This is a genomic window from Rhodococcus quanlei, from assembly GCF_055231015.1.
In genome coordinates this window covers 1-22,304 of sequence record NZ_JBUYWD010000028.1, presented here as the reverse complement: position 1 = coordinate 22,304, position 22,304 = coordinate 1, and the positions used below count along the sequence as shown (strand labels likewise).

22 protein-coding genes are annotated in these 22,304 nt (G+C 64.4%); 12 read left to right on the top strand and 10 right to left on the bottom strand.

All coding sequences use genetic code 11. The features are described from left to right. Positions 1 to 12 precede the first annotated feature (12 nt). Genes ACZI8Q_RS19295 through ACZI8Q_RS19280 form a run of 4 tightly spaced genes read left to right on the top strand, consistent with a single transcriptional unit; the run spans position 13 to position 5,442 of the window. On the top strand, positions 13 to 1,275 hold the full coding sequence (locus ACZI8Q_RS19295) for an MFS transporter (protein ID WP_463375190.1): 1,263 nt from the start codon (positions 13 to 15) through the stop codon (positions 1,273 to 1,275). A gap of 12 nt (positions 1,276 to 1,287) precedes the next feature. Then, positions 1,288 to 2,958, top strand: coding sequence for a beta-N-acetylhexosaminidase (locus tag ACZI8Q_RS19290; protein ID WP_463375189.1), 1,671 nt, complete (start codon positions 1,288 to 1,290; stop codon positions 2,956 to 2,958). A gap of 2 nt (positions 2,959 to 2,960) precedes the next feature. Then, the gene (locus ACZI8Q_RS19285; RefSeq protein ID WP_463375188.1) at positions 2,961 to 4,706 is read left to right on the top strand and encodes a glycoside hydrolase family 3 protein; all 1,746 of its coding nucleotides are present in this window, start codon (positions 2,961 to 2,963) and stop codon (positions 4,704 to 4,706) included. A gap of 43 nt (positions 4,707 to 4,749) precedes the next feature. Beyond that, positions 4,750 to 5,442, top strand: coding sequence for a hypothetical protein (locus tag ACZI8Q_RS19280; protein WP_463375187.1), 693 nt, complete (start codon positions 4,750 to 4,752; stop codon positions 5,440 to 5,442). A 61-nt stretch (positions 5,443 to 5,503) separates the two neighbouring features. Here ACZI8Q_RS19280 and ACZI8Q_RS19275 read toward each other — a convergent pair whose 3' ends face one another. Next, a complete protein-coding gene (locus ACZI8Q_RS19275; protein ID WP_463375186.1) occupies positions 5,504 to 7,321 on the bottom strand; it encodes a cutinase family protein in 1,818 nt (605 codons plus the stop codon). Between the two features lie 194 nt (positions 7,322 to 7,515). On the opposite strand from ACZI8Q_RS19275, the gene ACZI8Q_RS19270 reads away from it, so the two are divergent. After that, the gene (locus ACZI8Q_RS19270) at positions 7,516 to 7,872 is read left to right on the top strand and encodes a hypothetical protein (RefSeq protein ID WP_463375185.1); all 357 of its coding nucleotides are present in this window, start codon (positions 7,516 to 7,518) and stop codon (positions 7,870 to 7,872) included. A 4-nt stretch (positions 7,873 to 7,876) separates the two neighbouring features. Here the strand turns inward: ACZI8Q_RS19270 and ACZI8Q_RS19265 are convergent, their stop codons facing one another. Continuing rightward, complete coding sequence (locus ACZI8Q_RS19265; RefSeq protein ID WP_463375184.1) at positions 7,877 to 8,092, bottom strand: hypothetical protein; 216 nt, start codon at positions 8,090 to 8,092, stop codon at positions 7,877 to 7,879. 145 nt (positions 8,093 to 8,237) lie between these two features. On the opposite strand from ACZI8Q_RS19265, the gene ACZI8Q_RS19260 reads away from it, so the two are divergent. From ACZI8Q_RS19260 to ACZI8Q_RS19235, 6 genes are read left to right on the top strand one after another with little or no spacing between them, the layout of a single operon-like run. After that, a complete protein-coding gene (locus tag ACZI8Q_RS19260; protein ID WP_463375183.1) occupies positions 8,238 to 8,771 on the top strand; it encodes an anthrone oxygenase family protein in 534 nt (177 codons plus the stop codon). Continuing rightward, positions 8,768 to 9,244, top strand: a complete 477-nt coding sequence (locus tag ACZI8Q_RS19255) for a hypothetical protein (protein ID WP_463375182.1) — start codon at positions 8,768 to 8,770, stop codon at positions 9,242 to 9,244. The genes ACZI8Q_RS19260 and ACZI8Q_RS19255 overlap by 4 nt, the downstream gene beginning before the upstream one ends. Positions 9,245 to 9,248: 4 nt before the next feature. Further along, positions 9,249 to 10,400 carry a sensor histidine kinase gene (locus ACZI8Q_RS19250; RefSeq protein WP_463375181.1) on the top strand — a complete coding sequence of 384 codons (1,152 nt, stop codon included), beginning with the start codon at positions 9,249 to 9,251 and terminating at the stop codon, positions 10,398 to 10,400. After that, positions 10,397 to 11,059 carry a response regulator gene (locus ACZI8Q_RS19245; RefSeq protein WP_463375180.1) on the top strand — a complete coding sequence of 221 codons (663 nt, stop codon included), beginning with the start codon at positions 10,397 to 10,399 and terminating at the stop codon, positions 11,057 to 11,059. Before ACZI8Q_RS19250 ends, ACZI8Q_RS19245 begins: the two co-directional genes overlap by 4 nt. Positions 11,060 to 11,118: 59 nt before the next feature. Continuing rightward, the gene (gene dapA / locus ACZI8Q_RS19240) at positions 11,119 to 12,009 is read left to right on the top strand and encodes a 4-hydroxy-tetrahydrodipicolinate synthase (RefSeq protein WP_463375179.1); all 891 of its coding nucleotides are present in this window, start codon (positions 11,119 to 11,121) and stop codon (positions 12,007 to 12,009) included. A 3-nt stretch (positions 12,010 to 12,012) separates the two neighbouring features. Further along, positions 12,013 to 12,420 (top strand): hypothetical protein, encoded by a 408-nt coding sequence (locus ACZI8Q_RS19235; protein ID WP_463375178.1) that lies wholly within the window; start codon positions 12,013 to 12,015, stop codon positions 12,418 to 12,420. A gap of 18 nt (positions 12,421 to 12,438) precedes the next feature. On the opposite strand, the gene ACZI8Q_RS19230 is transcribed toward ACZI8Q_RS19235, so the two are convergent. The 7 genes from ACZI8Q_RS19230 to ACZI8Q_RS19200 all read right to left on the bottom strand — a co-directional run bounded on the left by ACZI8Q_RS19230 (position 12,439) and on the right by ACZI8Q_RS19200 (position 19,999). Next, a complete protein-coding gene (locus ACZI8Q_RS19230) occupies positions 12,439 to 13,143 on the bottom strand; it encodes a dienelactone hydrolase family protein (RefSeq protein WP_463375177.1) in 705 nt (234 codons plus the stop codon). Between the two features lie 125 nt (positions 13,144 to 13,268). Beyond that, on the bottom strand, positions 13,269 to 13,940 hold the full coding sequence (locus tag ACZI8Q_RS19225) for a DUF305 domain-containing protein (protein WP_463375176.1): 672 nt from the start codon (positions 13,938 to 13,940) through the stop codon (positions 13,269 to 13,271). Beyond that, complete coding sequence (locus ACZI8Q_RS19220; protein ID WP_463375175.1) at positions 13,937 to 15,559, bottom strand: LVIVD repeat-containing protein; 1,623 nt, start codon at positions 15,557 to 15,559, stop codon at positions 13,937 to 13,939. Before ACZI8Q_RS19220 ends, ACZI8Q_RS19225 begins: the two co-directional genes overlap by 4 nt. Before the next feature lie 90 nt (positions 15,560 to 15,649). After that, entirely contained in the window at positions 15,650 to 16,996 is a 1,347-nt protein-coding gene (locus tag ACZI8Q_RS19215) for a lipase family protein (RefSeq protein WP_463375174.1), read from the bottom strand. A 135-nt stretch (positions 16,997 to 17,131) separates the two neighbouring features. Further along, the gene (locus ACZI8Q_RS19210) at positions 17,132 to 18,154 is read right to left on the bottom strand and encodes a zinc-dependent alcohol dehydrogenase family protein (RefSeq protein ID WP_463375173.1); all 1,023 of its coding nucleotides are present in this window, start codon (positions 18,152 to 18,154) and stop codon (positions 17,132 to 17,134) included. Between the two features lie 28 nt (positions 18,155 to 18,182). After that, a complete protein-coding gene (locus ACZI8Q_RS19205; protein WP_463375172.1) occupies positions 18,183 to 18,989 on the bottom strand; it encodes an ABC transporter permease in 807 nt (268 codons plus the stop codon). Further along, positions 18,986 to 19,999 (bottom strand): ATP-binding cassette domain-containing protein, encoded by a 1,014-nt coding sequence (locus ACZI8Q_RS19200; protein WP_463375171.1) that lies wholly within the window; start codon positions 19,997 to 19,999, stop codon positions 18,986 to 18,988. The genes ACZI8Q_RS19205 and ACZI8Q_RS19200 overlap by 4 nt, the downstream gene beginning before the upstream one ends. Positions 20,000 to 20,133: 134 nt before the next feature. On the opposite strand from ACZI8Q_RS19200, the gene ACZI8Q_RS19195 reads away from it, so the two are divergent. Beyond that, positions 20,134 to 20,916: a TetR/AcrR family transcriptional regulator gene (locus ACZI8Q_RS19195; RefSeq protein WP_463375170.1), complete on the top strand. Its 783-nt coding sequence runs from the start codon at positions 20,134 to 20,136 to the stop codon at positions 20,914 to 20,916. 20 nt (positions 20,917 to 20,936) lie between these two features. Here the strand turns inward: ACZI8Q_RS19195 and ACZI8Q_RS19190 are convergent, their stop codons facing one another. Beyond that, positions 20,937 to 21,761 carry an alpha/beta fold hydrolase gene (locus ACZI8Q_RS19190; protein WP_463375169.1) on the bottom strand — a complete coding sequence of 275 codons (825 nt, stop codon included), beginning with the start codon at positions 21,759 to 21,761 and terminating at the stop codon, positions 20,937 to 20,939. Positions 21,762 to 22,304 lie beyond the last annotated feature (543 nt).

Here is a 22,304-nt window from a genome sequence, read left to right as displayed (position 1 = left end):
GGTCGCACGTTGGTGAGTCGAGCACCCGAAACCGTGTCGGTCACGCAGCCGACCGTCGGTGGGCGACTTTCCCCGGACCTGAAGCGACTGTTCGGGTTCATCGTTCCCGTGAACCTCTCGATCTACGTCGTGGTCGGCGCCATCCCCGGGGTGCTGCTCCCGCTGCAGGTGCAAGGTATCGACGAGACGAACAAGGCCGCGAACCTGGCGCTGGTCACCGGAATCGGCGCGGCTGCCGCCATGATCACCGCGCCCGTGGCCGGTATGCTGTCCGACCGCACGCGCACACGATTCGGCCGCCGCACGCCCTGGCTGATCGGTGGGGCGCTGGCTGCCGGGCTCGCACTGATCGGCATGGGTTTCGCCAACGGGATCGCCCAACTCGTCATCGCCTGGACCATCACGCAGATCGCGCTCAACTCGGTGATCAGTCCGCTGACGGCCCTGCTGCCCGACCGGGTCCCCTCAGCCGTGCGCGGCCTGTTCTCGACGTGCTCCGGCATCGGAATGATGGTGGGCATCCTGGGCGGACAGGTGGCGGGTGCGAGTCTCGCCGAAAACGTCCGAGCCGCATACCTGATCTTGCCCGGCATCATGCTGGTGATCCTCGCGGCGTTCACCGTCTTCTGTCCGGACAGGTCGTCGCGCGAACGCGTCGCCGAGCCGTTCTCCCTCGTCGTGTTCCTGAAGATGTTCTGGGTGAATCCCGTACGCCATCCCGACTTCTTCTGGGGGTTCACGAGCAGGCTCACGCTCTACATCGGGTACTACGTGATCTCGGGGTACCAGCTCTACCTCTTGCAGGACTACATCGGTTTGGGCGACGACGCCGTGGCCGCGATTCCGTTGCTCGGTGCAGTCAACTTGATCGTGATGATCGTCGCGATCGGATTCTCGGGACCGCTGTCGGATCGCATGGGTCGCCGCAAGCCGATCGTCGCGGTCGCGGCGCTCATCATGGCGGCGTCCATGACGGTGCCGCTGATGCTGCCCACGCTGACCGGGATGCTCATCCACACCGCCATCTGCAGTCTGGGATTCGGCACCTACATGGCGGTCGACGCCGCACTCATGAGCGAGGTTCTACCGTCGGAGGGAACGTTCGCGAAAGACCTGGGCGTGCTGAACATCGCGGCCACACTGCCTCAGACCATCGGGCCGTTCCTCGCCGGCGCCATCGTGATCGCTTTCGACTACGTCGCGCTCTTTCCCGTCGGCATCGTGCTCGCGATCGCCGGGGCCTTGTCCATACTGCTCATCAAATCCGTTCGATAGAAGGGACCGACCATGCCGCTTTCACTTGTTCCCGCACCCGCTCGCCACACGTCGGAGGAAGGGGTTTTCGAGCTCCGCACCGGTATGCAGGTAGTCGCCGAGTCGGTCGAGTCGGCGACCGTCGCACAGCAATTCATCGACGACGTACGCACCGACACCGGTATCGGTATCGGACTCGAGGCGGCGGCACAGGCGGCGTCCGGGCCTGCCGTCGTCGTCGAGATCGATGACGCGATGCTCGACTCCGTTCCGCCGGCCGCCGGGGCCCGCGCCGACCGCATATCGGCAGCTGATCTTGTCGACGAGCGTCACGGGATCACCATCACCTCGCGCGGCGTACGTGTGTGGGCGAGAACGGCCGAGGGCATCCACCGCGGTCTCACCTCGCTGCGCCAGCTCATCGCGGCGGCCGCCTGTGACGGTCTGGCGACGCTGTCCGCCGGCACGATCATCGACGGTCCCCGTTTCGCCTGGCGCGGACTGTCCTTCGACGTCGTCCGCACCTTCCACGGACCCGAGACGGTTCGCCGGGTCGTCGAGATGTGCTCACTGCACAAACTGAACGTTCTGCATCTGCACCTCACCGACGACCAGGGCTGGCGCGTGGAGGTTCCGTCGCGGCCCGCGCTCACCGAAGTCGGCGCGGCCGGCGCCATGGACGAGCGTCCCGGTGGCCATTACACGCTCGCCGAACTGACGGATCTCGTGGCGTACGCGGCCACCCGGTTCGTCACGGTCGTGCCCGAAATCGACATGCCAGGTCACACCGGCGCGATCTTCCGGTCGTACCCGGAGCTGGCCCCGGCGCAAGCAGACGCCGGCGAACAAACCGGTGGCCTGGTCGTCGGCACACTCGACCACGAGCGCCCCGCGACCTGGAGCTTCGTCGAGGACGTGCTCGACGGGGTCATCCCGCAGTTTCCGCAGAGCGCCTATGTGCACATCGGCGGCGACGAGGCATTCGGTATGGCCGACGAGGCGCACGCGGCCTTCGTCGAACGCATCGCCGAACTCGTGCGTGCACGCGGACGCCGGGTAGTGGGCTGGCAGGAGATCGCCCGTGCCTCGCTGAGCAGCGACGAGACTGTGCAGTACTGGATGGACAGTCGCAACCTCGACGCCATGGCGAACAACGACACGTTGAAGTCGATGGTCCCGCCCGAGTACCTGCCGGTGATCACGGAAGCGCTGGGCAAAGCCGAGCACGACGTGCCCCGTGCGCTCGAGATGGGTTGCACACTGCTGATCTCACCGACCAGTCGCCTGTACTTCGACTCACCACACGCCCATGCCTCCGTCGCCGACGGGCAGGAGGACATGCGCGAACGTGTCGGGCTGCGGGTCTACCCGGCACTGTCGCTACGCGACGGCGTCGACTGGGACCCGATCGCCGATACGCCCGGCATCTCGGACGAGGGCGCCGTCACCGGCGTCGAGGCCGCGATCTGGTGCGAGACCATCACCACCCGAGAAGAACTCGAGTTCATGCTGCTGCCACGACTCGGCGGGCTCGCCGAAAAGGCTTGGGCGCCTACCGGACCCACCGAGTGGACTCCCTACGCGGAACGTCTCGCCGCGCAGTCCGCGATCTGGAACGCCCGCGGCTGGAACTGGTTCGCCTCCGACGAGGTCCCGTGGCAACGCATGCCCGCCCCCAACCCATCTGCAAAGAAAGCGAAGTGACCATGAGCGTCGAAGCCGCACGCTTCCCCTACCAGGACTCGTCGCTGTCCATAGACAATCGTGTCGAGGATCTGCTGTCTCGGATGGACGACGCCGACAAGGCCGGCCTGCTCTTCCACACGATCGTGTCGGTGCGGGATCTCGGTGAACCGAACGAGATGTTCGGCCTGCCGCCGGTTGCGAGCCTGATCCACGACAACCGGATGAACCATTTCAACGTACTCGGCTCCGCACCCAGTGGACGCGAATTCGCGGCCTGGCACAACGAGGCACAGCGCCTGGCCCGCCGCCTGCCGCTGGGTATTCCGATCACCTTCTCCACCGACCCACGGCATTCGTTCACCGACAACCCCGGGGCTTCCATGCTGGCCGGGCCGTTCTCGCAATGGCCCGAACCGCTGGGCCTGGCCGCGATCGGTTCTGCCGAGCGGGGGCAACTCTTCGCCGACATCGCCAGACAGGAGTATCGAGCCGTCGGTTTGCGGCTGGCCCTGCACCCGCAGATCGATCTGACGACCGAGCCGAGATGGTCGCGGATCAACGCGACCTTCGGCGAGGACGCCGAACTGACCTCGCGCCTCGCCGCCGCCTACATCCGTGGCTTCCAGGGCGAGAAGCTCGGACCGGAGTCGGTCTCTACGATGGCCAAGCACTTCCCCGGCGGCGGACCGCAGAAGGACGGTGAGGATCCGCACTTCGCCCACGGACGCGAACAGGTTTATCCCGGAGACAATTTCGAATACCACCTGAAGCCGTTCGCCGCCGCGATCGAGGCGGGTGTCGCACAGATGATGCCGTACTACGGGATGCCGGTGGGCACCGAACACGAGGAGGTGGGCTTCGGATTCAACCGCTCGGTGATCCAGGGATTGCTGCGCGACCGATTCGGGTTCGACGGCATCGTGTGCACCGACTGGGGCCTGATCACCGGATCCGACCTCATGATCGCCCACGCCTGGGGCGTCGAACATCTGACGCGTGAGCAACGGATGCTGAAGATCCTCGATGCCGGCGTCGATCAGTTCGGCGGCGAAATGTGCACCGATCTTCTGCTGGACCTGCTGGCGGCGGGCACCGTCGAGCGCGAACGCCTCGACGTGTCCGTGCGCCGCCTGCTGCGCGAGAAGTTCACCCTCGGCCTGTTCGAGGATCCGTTCGTCGACGAAGATCGCGCGAACGCCGTGGTCGGCAACGCCGACTTCGTCGCGGCCGGTGTGGACGCACAAAGCGACTCACTGACGCTGCTCACCAATCGTGACCGGACGCTGCCACTCGGTCGCGGCCTTCGTGTCTACGCCGAGGGGATCGACATTCAGGTTCTCGGCGACTACGCGGAGGCGGCCGCGACTCCTGCGGAAGCGGATGTGGCGATCGTGCGGGTCAAGGCTCCCTACGAGCCCCGCACCAACGGTTTCGAAGCCTATTTCCACACCGGCTCTCTCGAGTTCCCCGCGACGGAACTGCAGCGACTGAACACCATTGCGCGGGCCGTGCCGACCGTGATCGACATCTACCTGGAGCGTCCCGCGGTACTCGGCGGTCTCGAGGACACAGCAGCGGCCGTGATCGGCAACTACGGAGCCTCGGACGCCGCGCTGTTGCGGGTGCTTTTCGGCGACCGCGGTCCGCAGGGCTCGCTGCCCTTCGACCTGCCCCGGTCGATGGATGCAGTGGTGGCCAGCCGCTCGGACGTGCCGTTCGACACCGACCGGCCCGTCTTTCGCTTCGGACACGGCCTGCGCTACTGAGACGCACCGGCGGCAGAGCCGCCCCTGGTGGCATGATGGCCGTGTGGACCAAGTGTTCGAGTTTCTCTCCAACTATTGGTGGCTGGCATTCGTCTTCGGTGGAAGCATCGGCGGGGCAGTGAAGGCGGTAGGAGCCGCCAACTCGCGCCGCATCGACCGGCGCCAAGAGCGCTTCCGTTTGAAGCAAGAAACCAAAATCGCCGTTGCACAAGCGAAAGCACAGAATCAGGTCGACGAAGAAGCGGTCCTGCGCGACATCGCCAAAACGGTCGACGAACACGAACAAACCGACGTCCGCTGGTTCGCCTACGAAATGGACCTGGTCACCCTGCTCGACTATCCGATGATGACCGACATGCGTGAACCGCTGACCACCGAATTCCACAAGGCGAAGCGACGCGCAGACCTCCTGAAACCGTCCGATCCGGAAACACTCGTGGGCGATCGCGATGGGCGTAACGCTTACCGGGATGCCGTACACGCCTACGCCATTGCGTTCGACGTCGCGGAGAAGGAAGCGAAACGCCGACGGCAAGGCGACTTCTCCTACAACGAGCAGGAACGCCTGGTTCGAGCACAGCGACTGCTGAGACTTGCGATGGACGACGGCGCCACACAGCAGGAACGCCAGAACGCCTACACGAAAGCCCGCAAAGAACTAGAAGGACTCATCGCCGTCCCGACCAGCGCACGCCTGCAGCTCGAGCGGAAGATCGCCGGTCAGATCGAGGCGTAGGGCCTTCGGCCCTGTGCGTGGTCTGCGAGTCCAGAGACTCGCAGACCACGCACAGGGGTGATCAGGCGGCGGGCGCCGGGGTGGTCGTGGTGGTCACGACCCCGGTTGTGGTGGGCGAGGTCGAGTCGGTCGTTTCCTGTCCATCCGTGCCGGGCTCCTCGGTCTGCGCCGGCTGCTCAGGCTGCGGGCTCGCAGCCTCGGGTGTGACCTTCACGCCCTCGGTGGCTGTGGGCGCATCCGATTCGGCAGGACTTGTCGAGGTGGTCGAGGCCGTGTCGGATTCGCTGCCCTCGACGGAAGCGGTGGCACTGTCACCGTTGTCCGTCGGCTGTTCCGTTTCCGACGTGGTTGTCGACGCTTGGTCCTTTGCGCCGGACTCGACCTTCGTCGACGCGTCTGCCTTCTTCGCCTCCGCCGCCAGTGCGAGGGCCGTCTCGACATCTGCAGGCTCCGGCTCCTGCTCCGTATTCAACGGCTTGCCGTCCGCCGCCTGCTTGGCCAAGTGGGTCAGCCAGGCTGCCGCGTACTCGGCGGAAGTGAGCGGCTTGCCGTTCTCCGGGTTCGCGTTGTCCCAGTAATCGAAGTGGTGTCCCGTTGCGTTCGGGCCGAGAGTGAGGTTGTACGGGTCGTTCATGACCACCGGAATGGTGTTGGTGTTCGTCATGATGAGTCCGACGATCTCCCTGAAGAACTTCTGTGGCAGGTAGGCCAGGGGTGACAGCTCTTCCTTCTCGATCGAGTCCTTCGGCGCTTCCCCGTCAGTCGAGCCTTCGTCGCCCGCCTCGGCGCTGACGTCGGTCGTAGCGTCGCCCTCGGTGCTGACATCGGTCGTAGCATCACCGTCGGTCGGTGTCTTCAGCTCGTACCCCGGGGTCGAAACCTTGATGAGCACTTCGAGGAATGTCTCGTCGCTCTGCATCCAGTTCTCTTGCGAGCCGATGTCGGCGAAGGCTGCGAACGCGATACGGCCGAGCGCCGTGGCCACGTCCTGCCCGGTGGCGGGGGTCAGACCCTCCGCTTCCAGTGCGTCGACATTGATCTGGCGACCGACGTTGACGGCCAGTTGGAGCAACGAAATGTTCTGGGGAGCGGCGCAGGTGAGGTCACCGTCGGAGCAGAACGACGCGACCTTGCCGTCCAACGCGCCGAAGCTACCTCCGGTATCGGGCAGCGCGCCCTTGCCGCCAGCGGTATTTTTGCCGTTCTGGTAGTCCCGGTCGAAGTTGTCGGGCCTGGTGAACGGGTCTTCCGCGCCGGGGAACGGCCCCTGCCCGACGGTGCGGCCCGCGTCGGCGAGGATCACGACACCGAGCACACGGGCCGGGTCGACGATTCCGTACGTGCCGTTGTCGGCTTCCTGGTTTCCGATGTTCATCGCGACACGGCGGGCGACGTCCGCGCCCTCGCTGTACCCGACGATGGAGAACTGGGTGTCCGCGCAGGCCGCCTGGATTTCCCGCATGACCTGCTGGGTGTTCTCGACCCCGGCCACAACCGCGTCTTCGTAGGTGGCCATGTTCGCCGGGTACTCGATGTACATCGCGGCGTAGTCCTGGCTGGGCGCACCCGGGGCGTTGACGATCGGGTCGAGCCAGTCGCTGCTGTAATCACCGGACATTGCTGCCGGCAGCGCTGTCCCGTCTTCCCTGACCAGCATTGCCGTGCCAGGGATGCTGCTCGGGGTGTCGTTGCGGCCGGCAATCGAGATGGTGACCATGTCATGACACTCGGTGACCAAGGACGTCAGTTCGGTGTCGATGCTTTCCGACCCCGAAGGAATCAAGAACGACGCGGCGACGATGGCCGCCACCCCCAACGTTGCCGGTGCGGCCACAGCCGACGCAATGCGATGCCGCTCGAAGAACCCACGAATATCCATGTCCACGTCCTTTGTCCCCAACCCAATCGGTTTACGCGGACCGACCCCCGCGCTGTACACGTCACCACGAACGTCGTATGAAGGAACGAGTCCGTTACACGGCCGTTTTTGATTGACTACAGGGAAGTACTGGTTGACGGCGCCCGGATCCGGGTTACCGGGCCAGAACACTCACTTCTGTCGTGGAGGTGCAGATGACGAACGATGTCGAAAAGCGCTGGTCCGACCGACCGACGATGCGCCAAGCCGCCTGGTACACGTCAAGCGTGATCGCCGTGGCGTTTCTCGCCACAGGGATCATCATCGCCTGGGCGCTGGGAACCAGCGAAGCGGAATGCGCCACCGCAGAGTTCCGGGTGTGCGCAACCCCGGACCGCTACCTCTTGGCTTTCGTCCCCGCCGGAATCTTGTTCCTCGGCGGTGTCGGCGCCTTCGTTCGCACCTACACGACGTGGCGCAACGGCGGAACCTGGCCGATCTGGCAGGGTGCTGGATGGATACTGTTCGTTCTCATGCTGGTCTACGTCTTCACGTCCGCCAGCGTGCTGTAGTGAATCAATCCGGGCTCTGGTGGTCCGGCTCTACGGGCTCGACAGTCGATCGATCGGACGGTGTGCCCGCGACACCTCGCGACTCGGATTCCTCGATGACTCTTTCCTCGAGAGCCTCGACCATCTCCGACACGTCACCACGTTCCTGCGCGTCGCGAAGGCGGTCACTCGACGTGTTACCTGTGTCGTCATGGTCCACGCGATCGTCTTCCGTACCCATGGAACCTCCTGTCGTTCGGTACCGGTTTCCCGCTCTCACTCATTGTCCAGGAACTTTCGTTCCCACGGCGCGTACGTCACATGACGTACACCAAATCCGCTTCGGTGCGGACGACGTCGAATACCCGCGACCATAGTGTCGAATCATGTCCTTTCCGCAGCGCCTCAGATCCGGCGTGGCCGTTGGGTACAGCTGGATCACGATCATCGCCTTCGGTGGCATCCTCGCCGAAACGATTGTGATCTACCCCAATGTGTTTCATGACCCACCGACATCGCTGGAACAGTCGACTCGGTTCTTCACAGTCACCGGACCTGCTGACTACTTTCCCCCGCTGGGTGCCGTCACCGTCGTCGCCGCCGTGACGGCACTCGTCGTTCTGTGGCGGCATCGACCCGCCCGTATCTGGGTGGCCGCCAGCTTGATCTCGCTGGTGGTCGGGGAGTTTCTGTTCTCGGCGGCGTACTTCTGGCCGCGCAACGAAGTCCTGTTCGACGAGGGCGCCGCCATGCATTCGGCCGAGTTTCTGCGGCAGACCGCGTTCGAGTTCGAGACCGGTCACTGGGTGCGGCTGGCGATGAGCGGCGCAACGGCTGTGTTCGCCTTTCTCGCGCTGTATCGAGTTCTCACCAGTCGTGAAGCGCTGACCGAGTCGCACCCAATGGAGGTGACAGCATGAGTGATACCCGCCGGTACCCGGCCCGGCTGGGCTTGTCGTGGTGGACGGCCATTGCGTTGGCGGCTGTGGGCGTTCCGCGGGTGGTCGCGCACCACCTCGATCTCGTCGGTCCGGCAGCGAACGCCGTACTGGTGTTCACACCGCCCGCGGTGTGGCTTGCCGTCCTGATCTGGCGACGGGTCCCGAATCCATTACTCACCGGGGTCATGATCGGCATTGTCTACGGGGTGCTGCTGGCCGCAACTCACCAGATGCTGTGGGCTCAGGCGTTCGGCGACAATCCGCCGCAGCTCGGCGGTAACCTCACCGATGCCGTGCCGACAGGCATGGAGTCCGTGATCGTGCGTGGCTTCTCCGTCGTCAGCAGCCTCGCGACCGGCGCTCTCGTCGGCGCTCTCGTCGGAGTGGTCGCCTGGCTACCCTCGAAACTCAACGGAGAGAGCCGGCAGGGAGGAGCACGCAATCTCCGCTGAGACGTTGCGCCACCGCCAGGTCGCGATCGACGCGGCCGTCGCCGTGGTGGTGTTCGTCGTGGTCGGTGTCGCGATCTCCGCCGACGTCGGTTCCGACGCCGAGGCGCCGGCTCCGACCGCGTACCTGTTCGCCGCAGCCCTGTCCGGGCTCATGTTCTTGCGGCGGCAACGCCCGGTCGCCACCCTCGTCATCACCGCAGCGATACTCGTGGCCTATTACATGGCCTCCTTTCCGCCGATCGGATTGGCCCTCCCTCTGGCGGCCGCACTGTATTCGGCGGCAGAGCAGGGACGAGTCCGGTGGGCAATCGGGGTTGCCGCCGCCATGTTCGCGCTGTCGACGACGGTTCGGATTGCGCAGGACACCGATCTCTCGTATCTCCTCGGGTTCGAGTTGGCCAGCTCCCTCGGTCTGGCAGTGGCGGTGATCGCGCTCGGCGACAGCGTGCATGCGCGCCGCCTATTGCGCGCCGAGATGGACAGACGAGTAAGAGCCGCCGCGCTCGAACGCGAGCGCGAAGCGACCCGACGTATCGAGCGAGAACGACTGCATATTGCCCGCGATCTACACGATCTTCTTGCTCACACCGTCTCGGTCATTTCATTGCACACCGACGTGGCCACCGAATCGCTCGAGGACGACCCGCCGCTCGCACGGCGTTCACTGGTCGCCGTTCGTGCCGCCTGCACGCAGGTGGTGACCGAACTGCGGGCAACGCTGCGCGCGTTGCGCACTCCTGCCGAGGAAATACCCGAGGACGATCGCGGACCGGTGGCCGGGCTGGCCGGCCTGAGCAGTCTCGTCGAGGGCGTCCCTGCAACCGGACCGACCGTCAGCGTGGATACCCACGGAACGCCGGCTGTCATGTCCGCGGTAACCGACGCCACCGCGTATCGCGTTGCGCAAGAGGCGCTGAGCAACGCCCTACGGCACGCACATGCATCGGAGGTCATCATCGCGCTCGAGTACGCCGAGGAGGCCCTGCACCTTTCGATACGCGACAACGGTCAGGGCACAGACGATCTCACCGCTGGTTGGGGAATCACGGGGATGCGCGAGCGGGCCCGCCTGATCGGTGGCACTGTGGAGACCAGTGCACCCGACGGTGGAGGTTTCGTTGTGACGGTAGAAATTCCGTACGAGCCGCGTCCATGATCCGCGTTGTCATCGTCGACGATCAAGCCATGGTCCGGGAGGGTTTGCGCGCCCTCCTCGACCGGACGGACGACATCACCGTCGTCGGCGAGGCAGCGGACGGTGAATCCGGATACCGCATGGTGGCGAGAACGAACCCCGACGTCGTACTCATGGACATTCGGATGCCCGGCACCGACGGCATCCGGGTCACGCGGCAGGTCACCCACGACGCCAACCTGTCGGACGTGCGGGTGGTGGTGCTGACGACGTTCGACACCGACGAGAACATCCTCGACGCCATCCGCGCCGGTGCTGCAGGCTTCCTCCTCAAAGACGCCAGTCCGCAGGAACTTCGCTCCGCAGTCCGCGCCGTGGCGGCCGGCGACGCCATGTTGTCGCCGACCGTCACGAGTCGCGTTATGCAGGCGGCAGCTCGCAATCCCAATCCCGCACGTGCCGGGCGACTCGATGTCCTCACCGACCGTGAACGCGAAATCCTGCGCGAGGTCGGAGCAGGCCGCTCGAACGACGAGATCGGCCGCAAACTGTTCATCAGTACCGCCACGGCACGCACCCACGTGGGCCGGATACTCGGCAAGCTCGGGGCACGAGACCGGTCCAGGCTCGTCGTGATCGCCTACGAGACCGGGTTGGTCACGCCGGGTGCGGACGCCTGACCTCGGGAACGTTCCTGCCGTGCACAAGAGAGGTTCTGTCGGCGTAGTGTGTGGCAATCATGGAGGAGAACCCATTCGGCCGCGTCATCACTGCAATGGTGACGCCGATGCACGACGACGGATCGATCGACTACAACGGGTTGCAGCAGCTCGCCGTACACCTCGCCGATCACGGGCACGACGGGCTTCTCGTCAACGGCACCACCGGGGAGTCACCGACCACCACGGACGACGAGGACTACGACTGTGTGCAGGCGGTCGTCGAGGCTGTGGGCGACCGGGTCGCGGTGATGGCCGGTTGCGGCACCAACGACACGGAACACTCTGCGCGAGCTGCGCGGGAGATGGTGGCCCGCGGCGCCGACTCGTTGCTGGTGGTCACGCCGTACTACAACAAGCCGCCGCAGGACTGCATCCTCGAGCACATCCGGTTGGTCGCCGAGGCCGGTGAGCAGACGCCGGTGATGCTGTACGACATTCCCGGCCGCACCGGGACCGCGCTGACCACCGACACGATTCGTCGCGCGGCGGACATCGAGCAGGTGAAGGCTCTCAAGGACGCCAAGGGCGACTTCTTCGAGGCCAGCCGGTTGATGGCCGAGACCGATCTGCTCTGGTTCTCCGGCGACGACATCGTCAACCTCCCGCACCTCGCGCAGGGCGCCACCGGCATCGTGTCGGTGGTCGGCCACGTTGCCGGCGACCTCTACGCAGAAATGATCGCTTGTGTCGACCGGGGAGACCTGCCCCGGGCGCGGGAGATCCACCGGCAACTCATTCCTGCCATAGACGCGATCATGCACACCTCGCAAGGTGCCATTCAGGTGAAGGCGGCGCTCAAGATGCTGGGACTCATCGGCTCCGACCATCTCCGCATGCCCCTACGGCAGGGTCCGGCCGCGCACATCGATCGCCTGCGGGCCGGGCTCACCTCGTCCGGGCTGCTCTGAGTCGTGCGTCGACGCACTCGAACATCCATTATCGGCGCGGTCGCATCGGCTGCCCTGATCGGATTCGCCGTACCTGCAGCCGCGCAGCCACCATCCCTCGACGGATCGACCGTGCTGCAAGTACCAGGTGTGCTCGTCGGGTGGCCACTCACCCGAGGCGCCGCCGTCTACAACCCCACCGTGTTTCACGGAGACGGCCGGATCAACCCGACTCCAGCCGGTTTCGGATACGTGTACCAGTGGAACAACCTGTCGACCGGCGCATCCGGGACGATTACCGACCAGCATCCCGAGCGTTCGGCGGTGCCCACCGGGCCGGGCCAGGTCGTCGTGACCGCCACCTACTACCTGCCCGGCACAACCGATGTCTACGGCACGCCGAGTGTCGGTACCTTCTTCGTCACGCCGTAGCGCTCGGGTACGACCCGCTCAGGTCAGGGTGTCGACCATCCACTCGATCCCTGCGGCAACTGCCTGCTGGGCGTGCGGTTCGGGTTCGAGTGCGTCGAATCCATGTGCCGCACCGGGGACCGACTGCACCGTGACCGGTGAGGCGATCTGTTCCACGCGGTCGAGAAAGACCTGTTGATCGGGTGCGAACATCGGCATCTCGTGTTCGACGACGGTGATGAACGTGGGCACCGTCTTCGTTCCGGCCACCGCCTGATCCATCGTCGGCCAACCGGGGATGTCCTCGGCGGGCAGCATCGGGTAGCTCAGTGCGATACCGCGCAGCCACGGTGGCGGGTCTGCGAGGAACGGGTACGACAACGGTCCACCACCGGAGAAGATCCAGAGCCCGACCACGTCGGCATCGGCTTCGGGCTGACCGCGGAGTTCTTCGACGACACGACCAACCGTGGCGGACGCTTCCGGAAACCTCATGCCCTCGATCAGATCGTGATCGACGACGCCGGCAACGAGGCCGCGGCGAGCCAAGTGACTCGCGTAGTCGCGGAAGAATCGGGAGTGACGGGGCGTCACTTCTGGGCGCTCCGGAAACAGGCCGTGAACGATCAGCACGCACGGTGCAGCGCCGCCTACATCCGGCAGATACACATCCAGATCTCCGCGCGTGACCGGAACGACCGGCTCCACGGGCAAGATCATCGACGGTCCGCTGGGCTCGATCATGTATGCACCCTTCAGATTTCAGTTGACGGTGTGAGGCTCTCACCGCAACGTACGACTGCGGGGCGGGCCCGCGCCACCGATTTTCCTCTGTGAGTGGTTGACGAGTCCAGAGACTCGTCAACCACTCACCGTGGGGGTAGTGCTTGCGCTTCCCGTTGTTGCAGCAGCAGGTTCATGTATCCGAGCTCTTTGGTCTGATCGCGAACCATTGCCCGCGCCAGGCGCTCGACAGCAGGGTCGGGTTGCATCTGGACCGCGGCGGTGGCCATGTCGACACCGCCCTCGTGATGTCGGATCATCAACTGCAGAAAGTACGTCTCCGCTTCACGGCCCTGCAGGCCGGCGAGGGTGTTGATTTCGTCCCAGGTGGCCATACCGGGCATCGTGGTGTGTGCGGACGCAAGTTCGGAGTGGTGACCGTGTGCGCTTGCCTGCACATCCGGCATCCAGGCCATCGGGTCGTCAGAACTCAAGGGCGCGCCCACCAGTCTGAGCCATCCACGCAAGGTGCCGATCTCCAATGTCTGCTTCGCGATGATCTGCTGCGCCAGCTGGTACACCACAGGGGCGGCACTGTCGTCGAGGTTCTGGGCGATGAACAGCGCCTGTTCGTGGTGGACCGACATGTCCTGCGCGAAACCGATGTCGACCGCGCTGAGCGATACGCCCTCACTGTCTGCCGAGGAGGCAGGAATCACCACGGGCCGCAACGCTGCGCCCATCACGAGCAGCAGCAAGCCCGCTGCGACGACGACCGAGTACGTGATCCACCGGTTCGGTGTGGAGCTCACAGTCACGACCCGACCGTGGATTCCTGATTCGGTGGCGGCGTGTACACACCGTTCTCGAGTTGAATCACCATGAACCCGTTGTCCATACAGGTGGTCCACAGTTGGGTGCCGCGCCACTCGGGCGGCGAGAGGCACCAGTCGGACGAGAGGTCACCGAACAAGACCTGGTTACCACGAGGTCCGAGGGCATCGAGCGGATTCTGCCCGTCTTCGACCGCAGCCCGCCCAATGGCGAACGCGCTGAGAAATGGGACGCCGACGATGGAGGCCAGGGCGTGCGCCGAATTGGTGAGTTGAAGGTTCTGTCCCTTCAGCGCCGGCGGATTGAAATAGGCGATCTCGTGAATGTCGTGCGGGTCGCTGACATCGAAAACCCGAATTCCGGAGGAGATCCAGCCACAGGCCAGAGCGGTAGGATCGTTGGGGCGATCAGCGGCGCAGTAGTGCGATTCGTAGGCGAAGGCCGAACCACCCATGGACGAACGAAGATTCGCTTCCATGTTCTTCGGCAGGTTGATCTCCAGTTTGATGGTCTCGACGATCTCGAGTGCGTCGTCCTGGGAAACGTCGATGAGTTTGACGCCACCCGAGCCGGCCTCGTTGGGCGTGAAAATATAAGGTTTGCCGTCGTAGGTGACCGGAACGCTGTGTTGCGGTATCTGACCATCGGCCCAGAACAGATTGCCGACGTGCGGCACCTGAGGATTGGGATCACGCCGCTGCACGGCACTGATGTCGAGCACCGTGATCCCCGCGATCGCGGACAGGTACATCCGGTTGCCGTCCGGGCTGATACCGAAACCGTGTTCTTCGATCCCGGTCAGGCCCTGCCAGATGATGTGCGGGTTCGTCGGGTCGGAAATGTCGATCGCCGCGAGATGCCCGGGCGCGATCCCGGAAGCCCAGTAGGTGTTGCCGTCGGGCGAGAACCCGCCCTCGTGTGAGGTGAACGGCAACGGCATGGCTGGGTTGGTCCCGGGACCCGGGTTGAGCAACTTCGGGTGAGCGCAATCGGAAGTATCGTAGACCGAGAAGTAGGCACCGCCCCAGAGAAATGGGACGGACGTCGCGGCGAGGAGTTCGCGTTCCGTATTGACCTTGAGCGTTTCCCAGGTGCCGCCCATCATCGCCGGTTCGGTCAGCGTGGTGGAGAGGACGGGGTTCGCCGGATCCGATGCGTCGATGACCTGCACTCCCGGGTGCTCACCGAGCAGGTGGCCCGGGAAGAAGGACGGGGTGTAGGAGCAGTGCTCGAAGGTGGTTGCGGTGACCGCACTGCCACGGCCTCGGTGTTGCCCGACCAGACTGGCATTGCAGCGGTAGCCCTGCTCACTACGTCCGCTGTTGCGGTCCTCGGCAGGGACGTCGCCTTGCAACCCGGTCTCGGGGAGCGAGCCCGGACCACATTCGGCCCGGGGCACGGCCTCACGCACGACGTCGATGACCGGGTTCTGCTCGGCGAGCACCCTCGCGTCGGTGCCGAGCGCGGCAACCACCACCCCGACGATGATCAACGATACGGATCGTCCCCTGACCCAAGCAGTTCTGGCCCGCACGGCGTGTCCCCTCCGTTGGATGTTCCCGGTCCGCACGGCTCGGAGCGGACCGGGAACATGCTCGAACATGACATTCCGAACGTAGACTGTCCACCTGCATGGCTGCGGCGTTTTTCGGAATCTGTTCGAACCGAGGTCCGGGGAGTGCTGTTCACACCGTCAGTTCGTGACGAGAACCTGGGGTGCGAGAGAGTTTCCAGGCGCGATGCTGCCGCAATTGGACGGCGGCGGAACGTCGTTGAAACGATCGTTGATCCACATCAGGGCACCGGGGACCCAGACGGCGAGGGACGGGATATGGCTCAGTAGGTCGTACTGGTCGTACTGAATGGCCAGTCCGGCAGCGCAGTACTGACGCATGAGGGTGCGGACGTCGCCGGCGACCATGATGCCGTCTCCACGCCCGACCAGTGGACTCGGGGCGGTGCCCTCGAGAATGCCATTGGCTCCCTGTGCGACGAACATCGGAATCGTCGGGGTGGCGGCGGTACCCATGTTGATCTTGTTGACGGCGTCGACGAACTCGGGAACCGAGTTCGGATCGGCGTATTCCGGCTTGGCGAGATCCTGCCAGGTCAAGCCCGGATACTGGAAGATCACATTGGCAATGGACGCGTCTTGGAATCGGGCCATGGCCTGGTGTCCACGCTCGTTCAGGTACGGATCCATATTGATGTCGTAAGCGCGGGCGACACCGAGGACTGCCATTCCGACAACGCCGGCCCATCCGATACTTCCGTTCGCGTAGCGCAGGTTGTGCGCGGGGTCGACCAGCAGCCCACCCTGCGCAGCGCCGATCAGGTCTTCGTCGACGTCCGGAGCGTATGCGGGTGCGAGGATGGCGGCCCAGTTGGTGGCGATCGCCCCACCCGAGTAGCCCATGAGTCCGATCTCGGCATCATCGGTGATACCGGTTTCGGCAACCTGGCGGGTGGCGCGGATCGAGTCCAGCGTCGTCATGCCGTATTCGGGACCAGCGGCGAAGTCCGCAGTCGGCCCCTGGGTGTCCGGGACCACGATGGTGTAGCCCTGTGCGAACAGGGGGCCGAATATTGCGGCCTCGACGGACGTCAACGTGCCGCCGAGGTTGAAGTTCATACCACTCGGTGTGAACCGGCCGATCGGTGTGTTACCGGCGATGGCGCGGGAAGGACTGTCGTCCGGATTCAGTGAATCGTAAAACGACTGGTAGGAGACGACCTTGCCCGGCTGCGCGTTCCCGGGCCGCAGAACGGAGGTCACGTTCGCCGTGGGATCTCCCGCCGCGTCGGTGGAGCGATAGAGAATCTGCACCGCCTGAATCGGCGTCGGCACGTTCAACAGGCTGTACGGCACGGACCGCGTATCGAGCACATCGCCCGGTGCGTACGACGACAGCGGAGCCGCGCCTTCGTAGCTGTAGAAGGAATCCAGTCCCGGCTGGGCGACTGCAAACGGCGCGGCCGCACCGGTGAGCGCAACAGCAAGCGCTGCCACCATGGTCCGCATAAGAACTCTCGACGACATTCCCTACCCCTCGTTGTCCTCATTCCCCGCCCTCCCGCGGAGCAATGTGATCCAGACCATACCCGAGAGGGGCAATTCCCCGTGCGCGGTCTGCGAGTCCAGAGACTCCTTAACCACTCACGGGGGCTCCGCCTCTCACGGCTGCAGCAGAACCTTGATGGCCTCGCGCTTGTCCATCGCGTCATACCCCTCTGCGGCCCGCTCCAACGGCAGTGTCTTGTCGAAAACCTTCCCCGGATCGATCTTTCGATCCCAGATCAGCTGGATCAGCTCGGGGAGGAACCTGCGCACCGGAGCCGGGCCGCCGTGCAGATGCACCAGCCCGAAGAACAGTCGCCCACCGGGTAGCGCCACGTCGTGGGACAGCCCGACGTATCCCACGTGCCCACCCGGACGGGTCGATCGGATCGCCTGCATCATCGACTCCTGCGATCCCACCGCTTCGATCACGCTGTGCGCTCCCAGGCCGTCGGTCAGTTCCTTGATCTTCGCGACGCCCTCCTCGCCGCGCTCCTCCACGATGTCGGTTGCGCCGAACTCACGAGCCAACTTCTGCCGCGACTCGTGACGGCTCATGGCGATGATCTTCTCGGCCCCCAGGTGTTCGGCGGCCATGATTCCCAACAGGCCCACTGCACCGTCACCGACGACAGCCACGGTCTTTCCGGGGCCCACCTCTGCAGCAACAGCTGCGAACCAGCCGGTACCCAACACGTCGGAGGCAGCCAACAGGGATGGAATGAGGTCGTCGTCGGGCTTTCCCGGGGTCTTGACCAACGTTCCGTCCGCGAAGGGAATGCGTGCGTACTCCGCCTGCGTCCCGATACTGCCATCGACGAAAATGCCATTGACGCACCGTGACTGATATCCCGCATCGCAGATCGGGCACGTATTGTCCGAGATCACGAAGGATCCGACCACGAAGTCGCCCGGCGAAACGGTTGTCACCTCGCTGCCGACCTGCTCGACCACCCCGACGTATTCGTGGCCCATGAGCTGCTTGTCCGGGGTATCGGCCCCGCGGTACGGCCACAGGTCGGACCCGCACACACAGGCGGCTACGACCTTTATCACTGCATCGGTGGGCTCCTGAATCTGCGGGTCTTCTCGTTCCTCGACCCGAACGTCGCCGGGGCCGTACATGATCACACCGCGCATTTACCTGTCCTCCCTGTTGGGACTGCTGCTACTTCCGCTTGCTCTGATACCTGTGTACCGAAAGGGGAACGAAGACGACGAGAATGATGACTACCCAGATCAGGCTGTAGGCAATCGGATTCTGCATGGACCATGCGTCCGCGACCGGCATGGACGGATCGGTATTTCCGAACAGTTCCCTGACTGCCTGAGTGACTGCGGAAACCGGGTTCCATTCGACGAACCCTTGCAGGAAGGACGGGAAGGATTCCAGGGGCACGAACGCATTGGAGACGAACGTCAGCGGCATGATCACCATGAACGATGCGTTGTTGATGACATCCACACTGGGAACCATCAGGCCCACGTAGGCCATCACCCAGCTGAATGCGTAGGCGAAGAGCAGTAGCAGCGCGAAGCCGGCCAACGCGTCCATCAACGAATTCCGGATTCGCCAACCCACCAACAGGCCGGTCAGTGCCATTACGACGATGGAAACGAGGTTGTACACGATATCGGACACGGTTCGTCCGATCAGAACGGCAGATCGTGACATCGGCAGTGAGCGGAAACGGTCGATGATGCCCTTCTGCATGTCCTCCGCCAACCCCGCTCCGGTGTACACGGACCCGAAAACGACTGTCTGGGCGAAGATTCCACCGATCAGGAACTCGCGATAGTTGACGCTACCGCCGGGGTCGATGGCGCCACCGAACACGTACGCGAAGAGAAGCACGAACATGATCGGGGACATCAGCACGAAGATCATCACTTCGGGCACGCGTTTGATCTTGATCAGATTGCGCTTGGCGATGGTTCCGCTGTTGGAGATGGTACGGGTGAGCGTGACGGTCATCGGGCATTCTCCTTCACACGGGCCTCGGAATCGGATTCTGACTCGGACTCGGACTCGGACACCATGTCGTCGGTTCCGCGGCCGGTGAGCGTGAGAAATACGTCGTCGAGGGTGGGGCGACGAACACCGACGTCCAGAACCGCAATGCTCTGGGCGTCGAGCTGTCGAAGCAGCTGCATCAGTGCGTCCGCGCCCGTGTCGACGGGGGCAGACAAAGCACGTGTCGGCTCGTCGACCTGCACCGGGCCACTGGAGATCGACGCAATAGCGGCACGAGCGGCGGCGACGTCGGCGGACTGCGCGACCACGAGCTCGACGTGATCACCGCCGATCTGGCGCTTGAGCTGGTCGGCGGTACCCCGTGCGATCGCACGGCCTTGGTCGATCACCACGATCTCGTCCGCAAGCCGGTCCGCCTCCTCTAGATACTGGGTGGTCAGCAGCAGCGTGGTGCCACCGTCCACGAGTTCGCGAATCACGTCCCACATGCCGATCCGGCTGCGTGGATCGAGACCGGTGGTCGGCTCGTCGAGCACCAGAACCGGCGGGGCGGCAACCAGCGCGCCGGCCAGGTCGAGGCGCCGGCGCATGCCTCCCGAGTAGGTTTTCGACGGCCTGTCTCCCGCATCCGACAGCGCGAAGCGTTCCAGCAATTCCCGTGCACGGTCCCGGGATTCGGCACGACGGAGCCCGTACAGGCGGCCGATCATGTCCAGATTCTCGAACCCGGTGAGGTACTCGTCGACCGCAGCGTATTGGCCGGCCAACCCGATGCGCGCTCGCACCCCGTCCGGATCTGCAAGGGCGTCCACCCCCGCGATCTCCACCGTTCCCTCGTCGGGCTCGAGCAGTGTCGTGAGTACGCGCACTGCCGTGGTTTTACCGGCACCGTTCGGCCCCAGAAGCCCCAGAACGCTGCCCTCGGGCACGTCGAGATCGAGGCCGTCGAGCGCCCGGACTTTCTTGTACTGCTTCACCAGCCCTCTGGCGCGAATCATCTGTGCGGCCATGGGTCCACCTTCCGATGTGCTGTGTCGGTCTCGAATCAAGGTTGGTCTCGAATCAACCGGGTATGCTGTACGCAGAATCTTTCTGAGTAGAGTGTACTCAGATTATTGGTTCGTACGCCAGGAGGTTCTCGATCGTGGCACTCACCGGCGCGGTCCCGGAGCACCCCGAGCGCCTACTGCACCTACTGTGGGCTCCTCCCAATGCAGGTAAACGTGGGCCCAAGCCCGCCTTCACCAGAGAAGCGGTGGTCGAGGCCGCTGTTCGACTGGCGGACAGCAGCGGCCTCACGGAGTTCTCCATGCGCGCCGTCGCCGAGTCGCTCGGCATGGGAACCATGTCGCTGTACCGGTACGTACCCGGCCGAGACGAGCTCCTCGCCCTCATGGTCGACACCGTCACGGCAGAAACCCCCTTTGCCAACGACGGCGGCGAAGGGTGGCGCCGCCAACTCGAGCACGTGGCTCACGGAGATTGGGACATGTATCTCCGTCATCCGTGGATGCTCGCACTGCCACTGGATCGCATCTCACCGGGACCGAACGCCACCGCCCGTTTCGACGCAGCGGTGGCCGCCGCATTGTCGACCGGTCTGCCGCCGCGCGACGCACTGAATGCGTACTCGACCGTGGACCACGTTGTACGCGGATCTGCCAGTGCCGCAACACAAAACGCCCAGTTGGTCGAGGCGACCGGCATCGGGATCGACGAATGGTGGACGCGGCAGGCGGCTCAACTCGAGACGCTGATCGATTATTCACAGCATCCGGCACTGCAATTCGTCGTCCAACAAGGCGCGTTCGGCCCCGGACCCGACAGCACCGACACCTACCGCGACAGCTTCGAGTCCGCGCTCAAACTCGTACTCGACGGTGTTCAGCTGCAGATCGACAACGCTCGGGCACAGCAAACGGGGTAGCACAGGGCAGACGGGGTAGCTCAAGAATTCAGGAAGTCCAGCAGATCATGATTGATGGTGGCGGCTTCGGTGGTCGGCATTCCGTGCGGAAACCCCTTGTATGTGTTGAGGGTGCCGTTCTGGACCAGCTTCACCGACAGCGCACCCGAGTCTGCGTAAGGCACCACCTGGTCGTCGTCACCGTGCATCACCAGAACCGGCACCGTGATGCGCTTCAGGTCCTCGGTGAAATCGGTCTGAGAGAAAGCGACGATCCCGTCGTAGTGCGCCTTGGCACCTCCCATCATGCCCTGACGCCACCAGTTCGCAATCACCCCTTCGGATGGCTGTGCGCCCGGACGGTTGTATCCGTAGAACGGGCCTTCGGGTACTTCCCGGTAGAACTGCGACCGTCGTGTCGCCACCTGCTCCTGGAAGCCGTCGAACACCTCTTTCGGCAGCCCACCCGGATTGGCCTCGGTCTGCACCATCAACGGCGGCACCGAGCTGATCAGAACAGCCTTGGCCACCCTGCTTTCGCCGTGTCTCCCCAGGTAGCGGGCCACCTCGCCGCCGCCGGTGGAGTGACCGACGTGAACCGCATCGTGTAGATCCAGGTGCTCGGTCAGCGCCGCCAGGTCGTCGGCGTAATGATCCATGTCGTGACCGTCGCCGGTCTGCGCCGATCGCCCGTGCCCGCGCCGATCATGGGCGACCACGCGGTATCCACGCTCCAGAAAGAACATCATCTGCGCGTCCCAATCGTCGGCCGACAGCGGCCAACCGTGACTGAACACGATCGGCTGACCCTGCCCCCAGTCCTTGTAGAAGATCTCGACGCCGTCCGGTGTGGTGATCGACCCCATGACCAGTGCCATCCTTCTTTTCAGGTGATGAAGCAGCCCTGTAAGCCTATGCGCGTCGACCTGCTGTCGGCTAGGTTTCGACTGCGAATCACCATCGCAGCCGGCACGACCGGGCCAGGCCACCTCGCCGCAACATTGGGGACCGACACCGCAGGGGTTTGAACTGTTCGACACTTTCTGAGCAAACGTGAGCATATGTGCACCTATCTGAGCGGGTGCGTTGGCTGAGTGATGTTTGTCCTCAGCCTGCCGGAGCCATGCCGGTGATTGTCGACGGGATGCGTCGTGAGGAATCGACGCCGACCTGGTTCGGCGGGTTGCGCGCGCAGTGGGTAGGTGATTACCAACGAGCGCACTGGGGAAATGGTGTGAGAGAGGGGGGTTCCGATCAAAATGGGAGCCGCCCCTGAAGTGCGGGCGGCGTATCGATGTCGGACCCTTCTGCAAGTGTGGTGATCGTGGAATATCGCGGCGGTCTGCCCCAGTGGGGAGTCGAGTACCTCGCCGCCGTGCTGGCCGGCCGTGGCCGCACGCTTGTCGGCA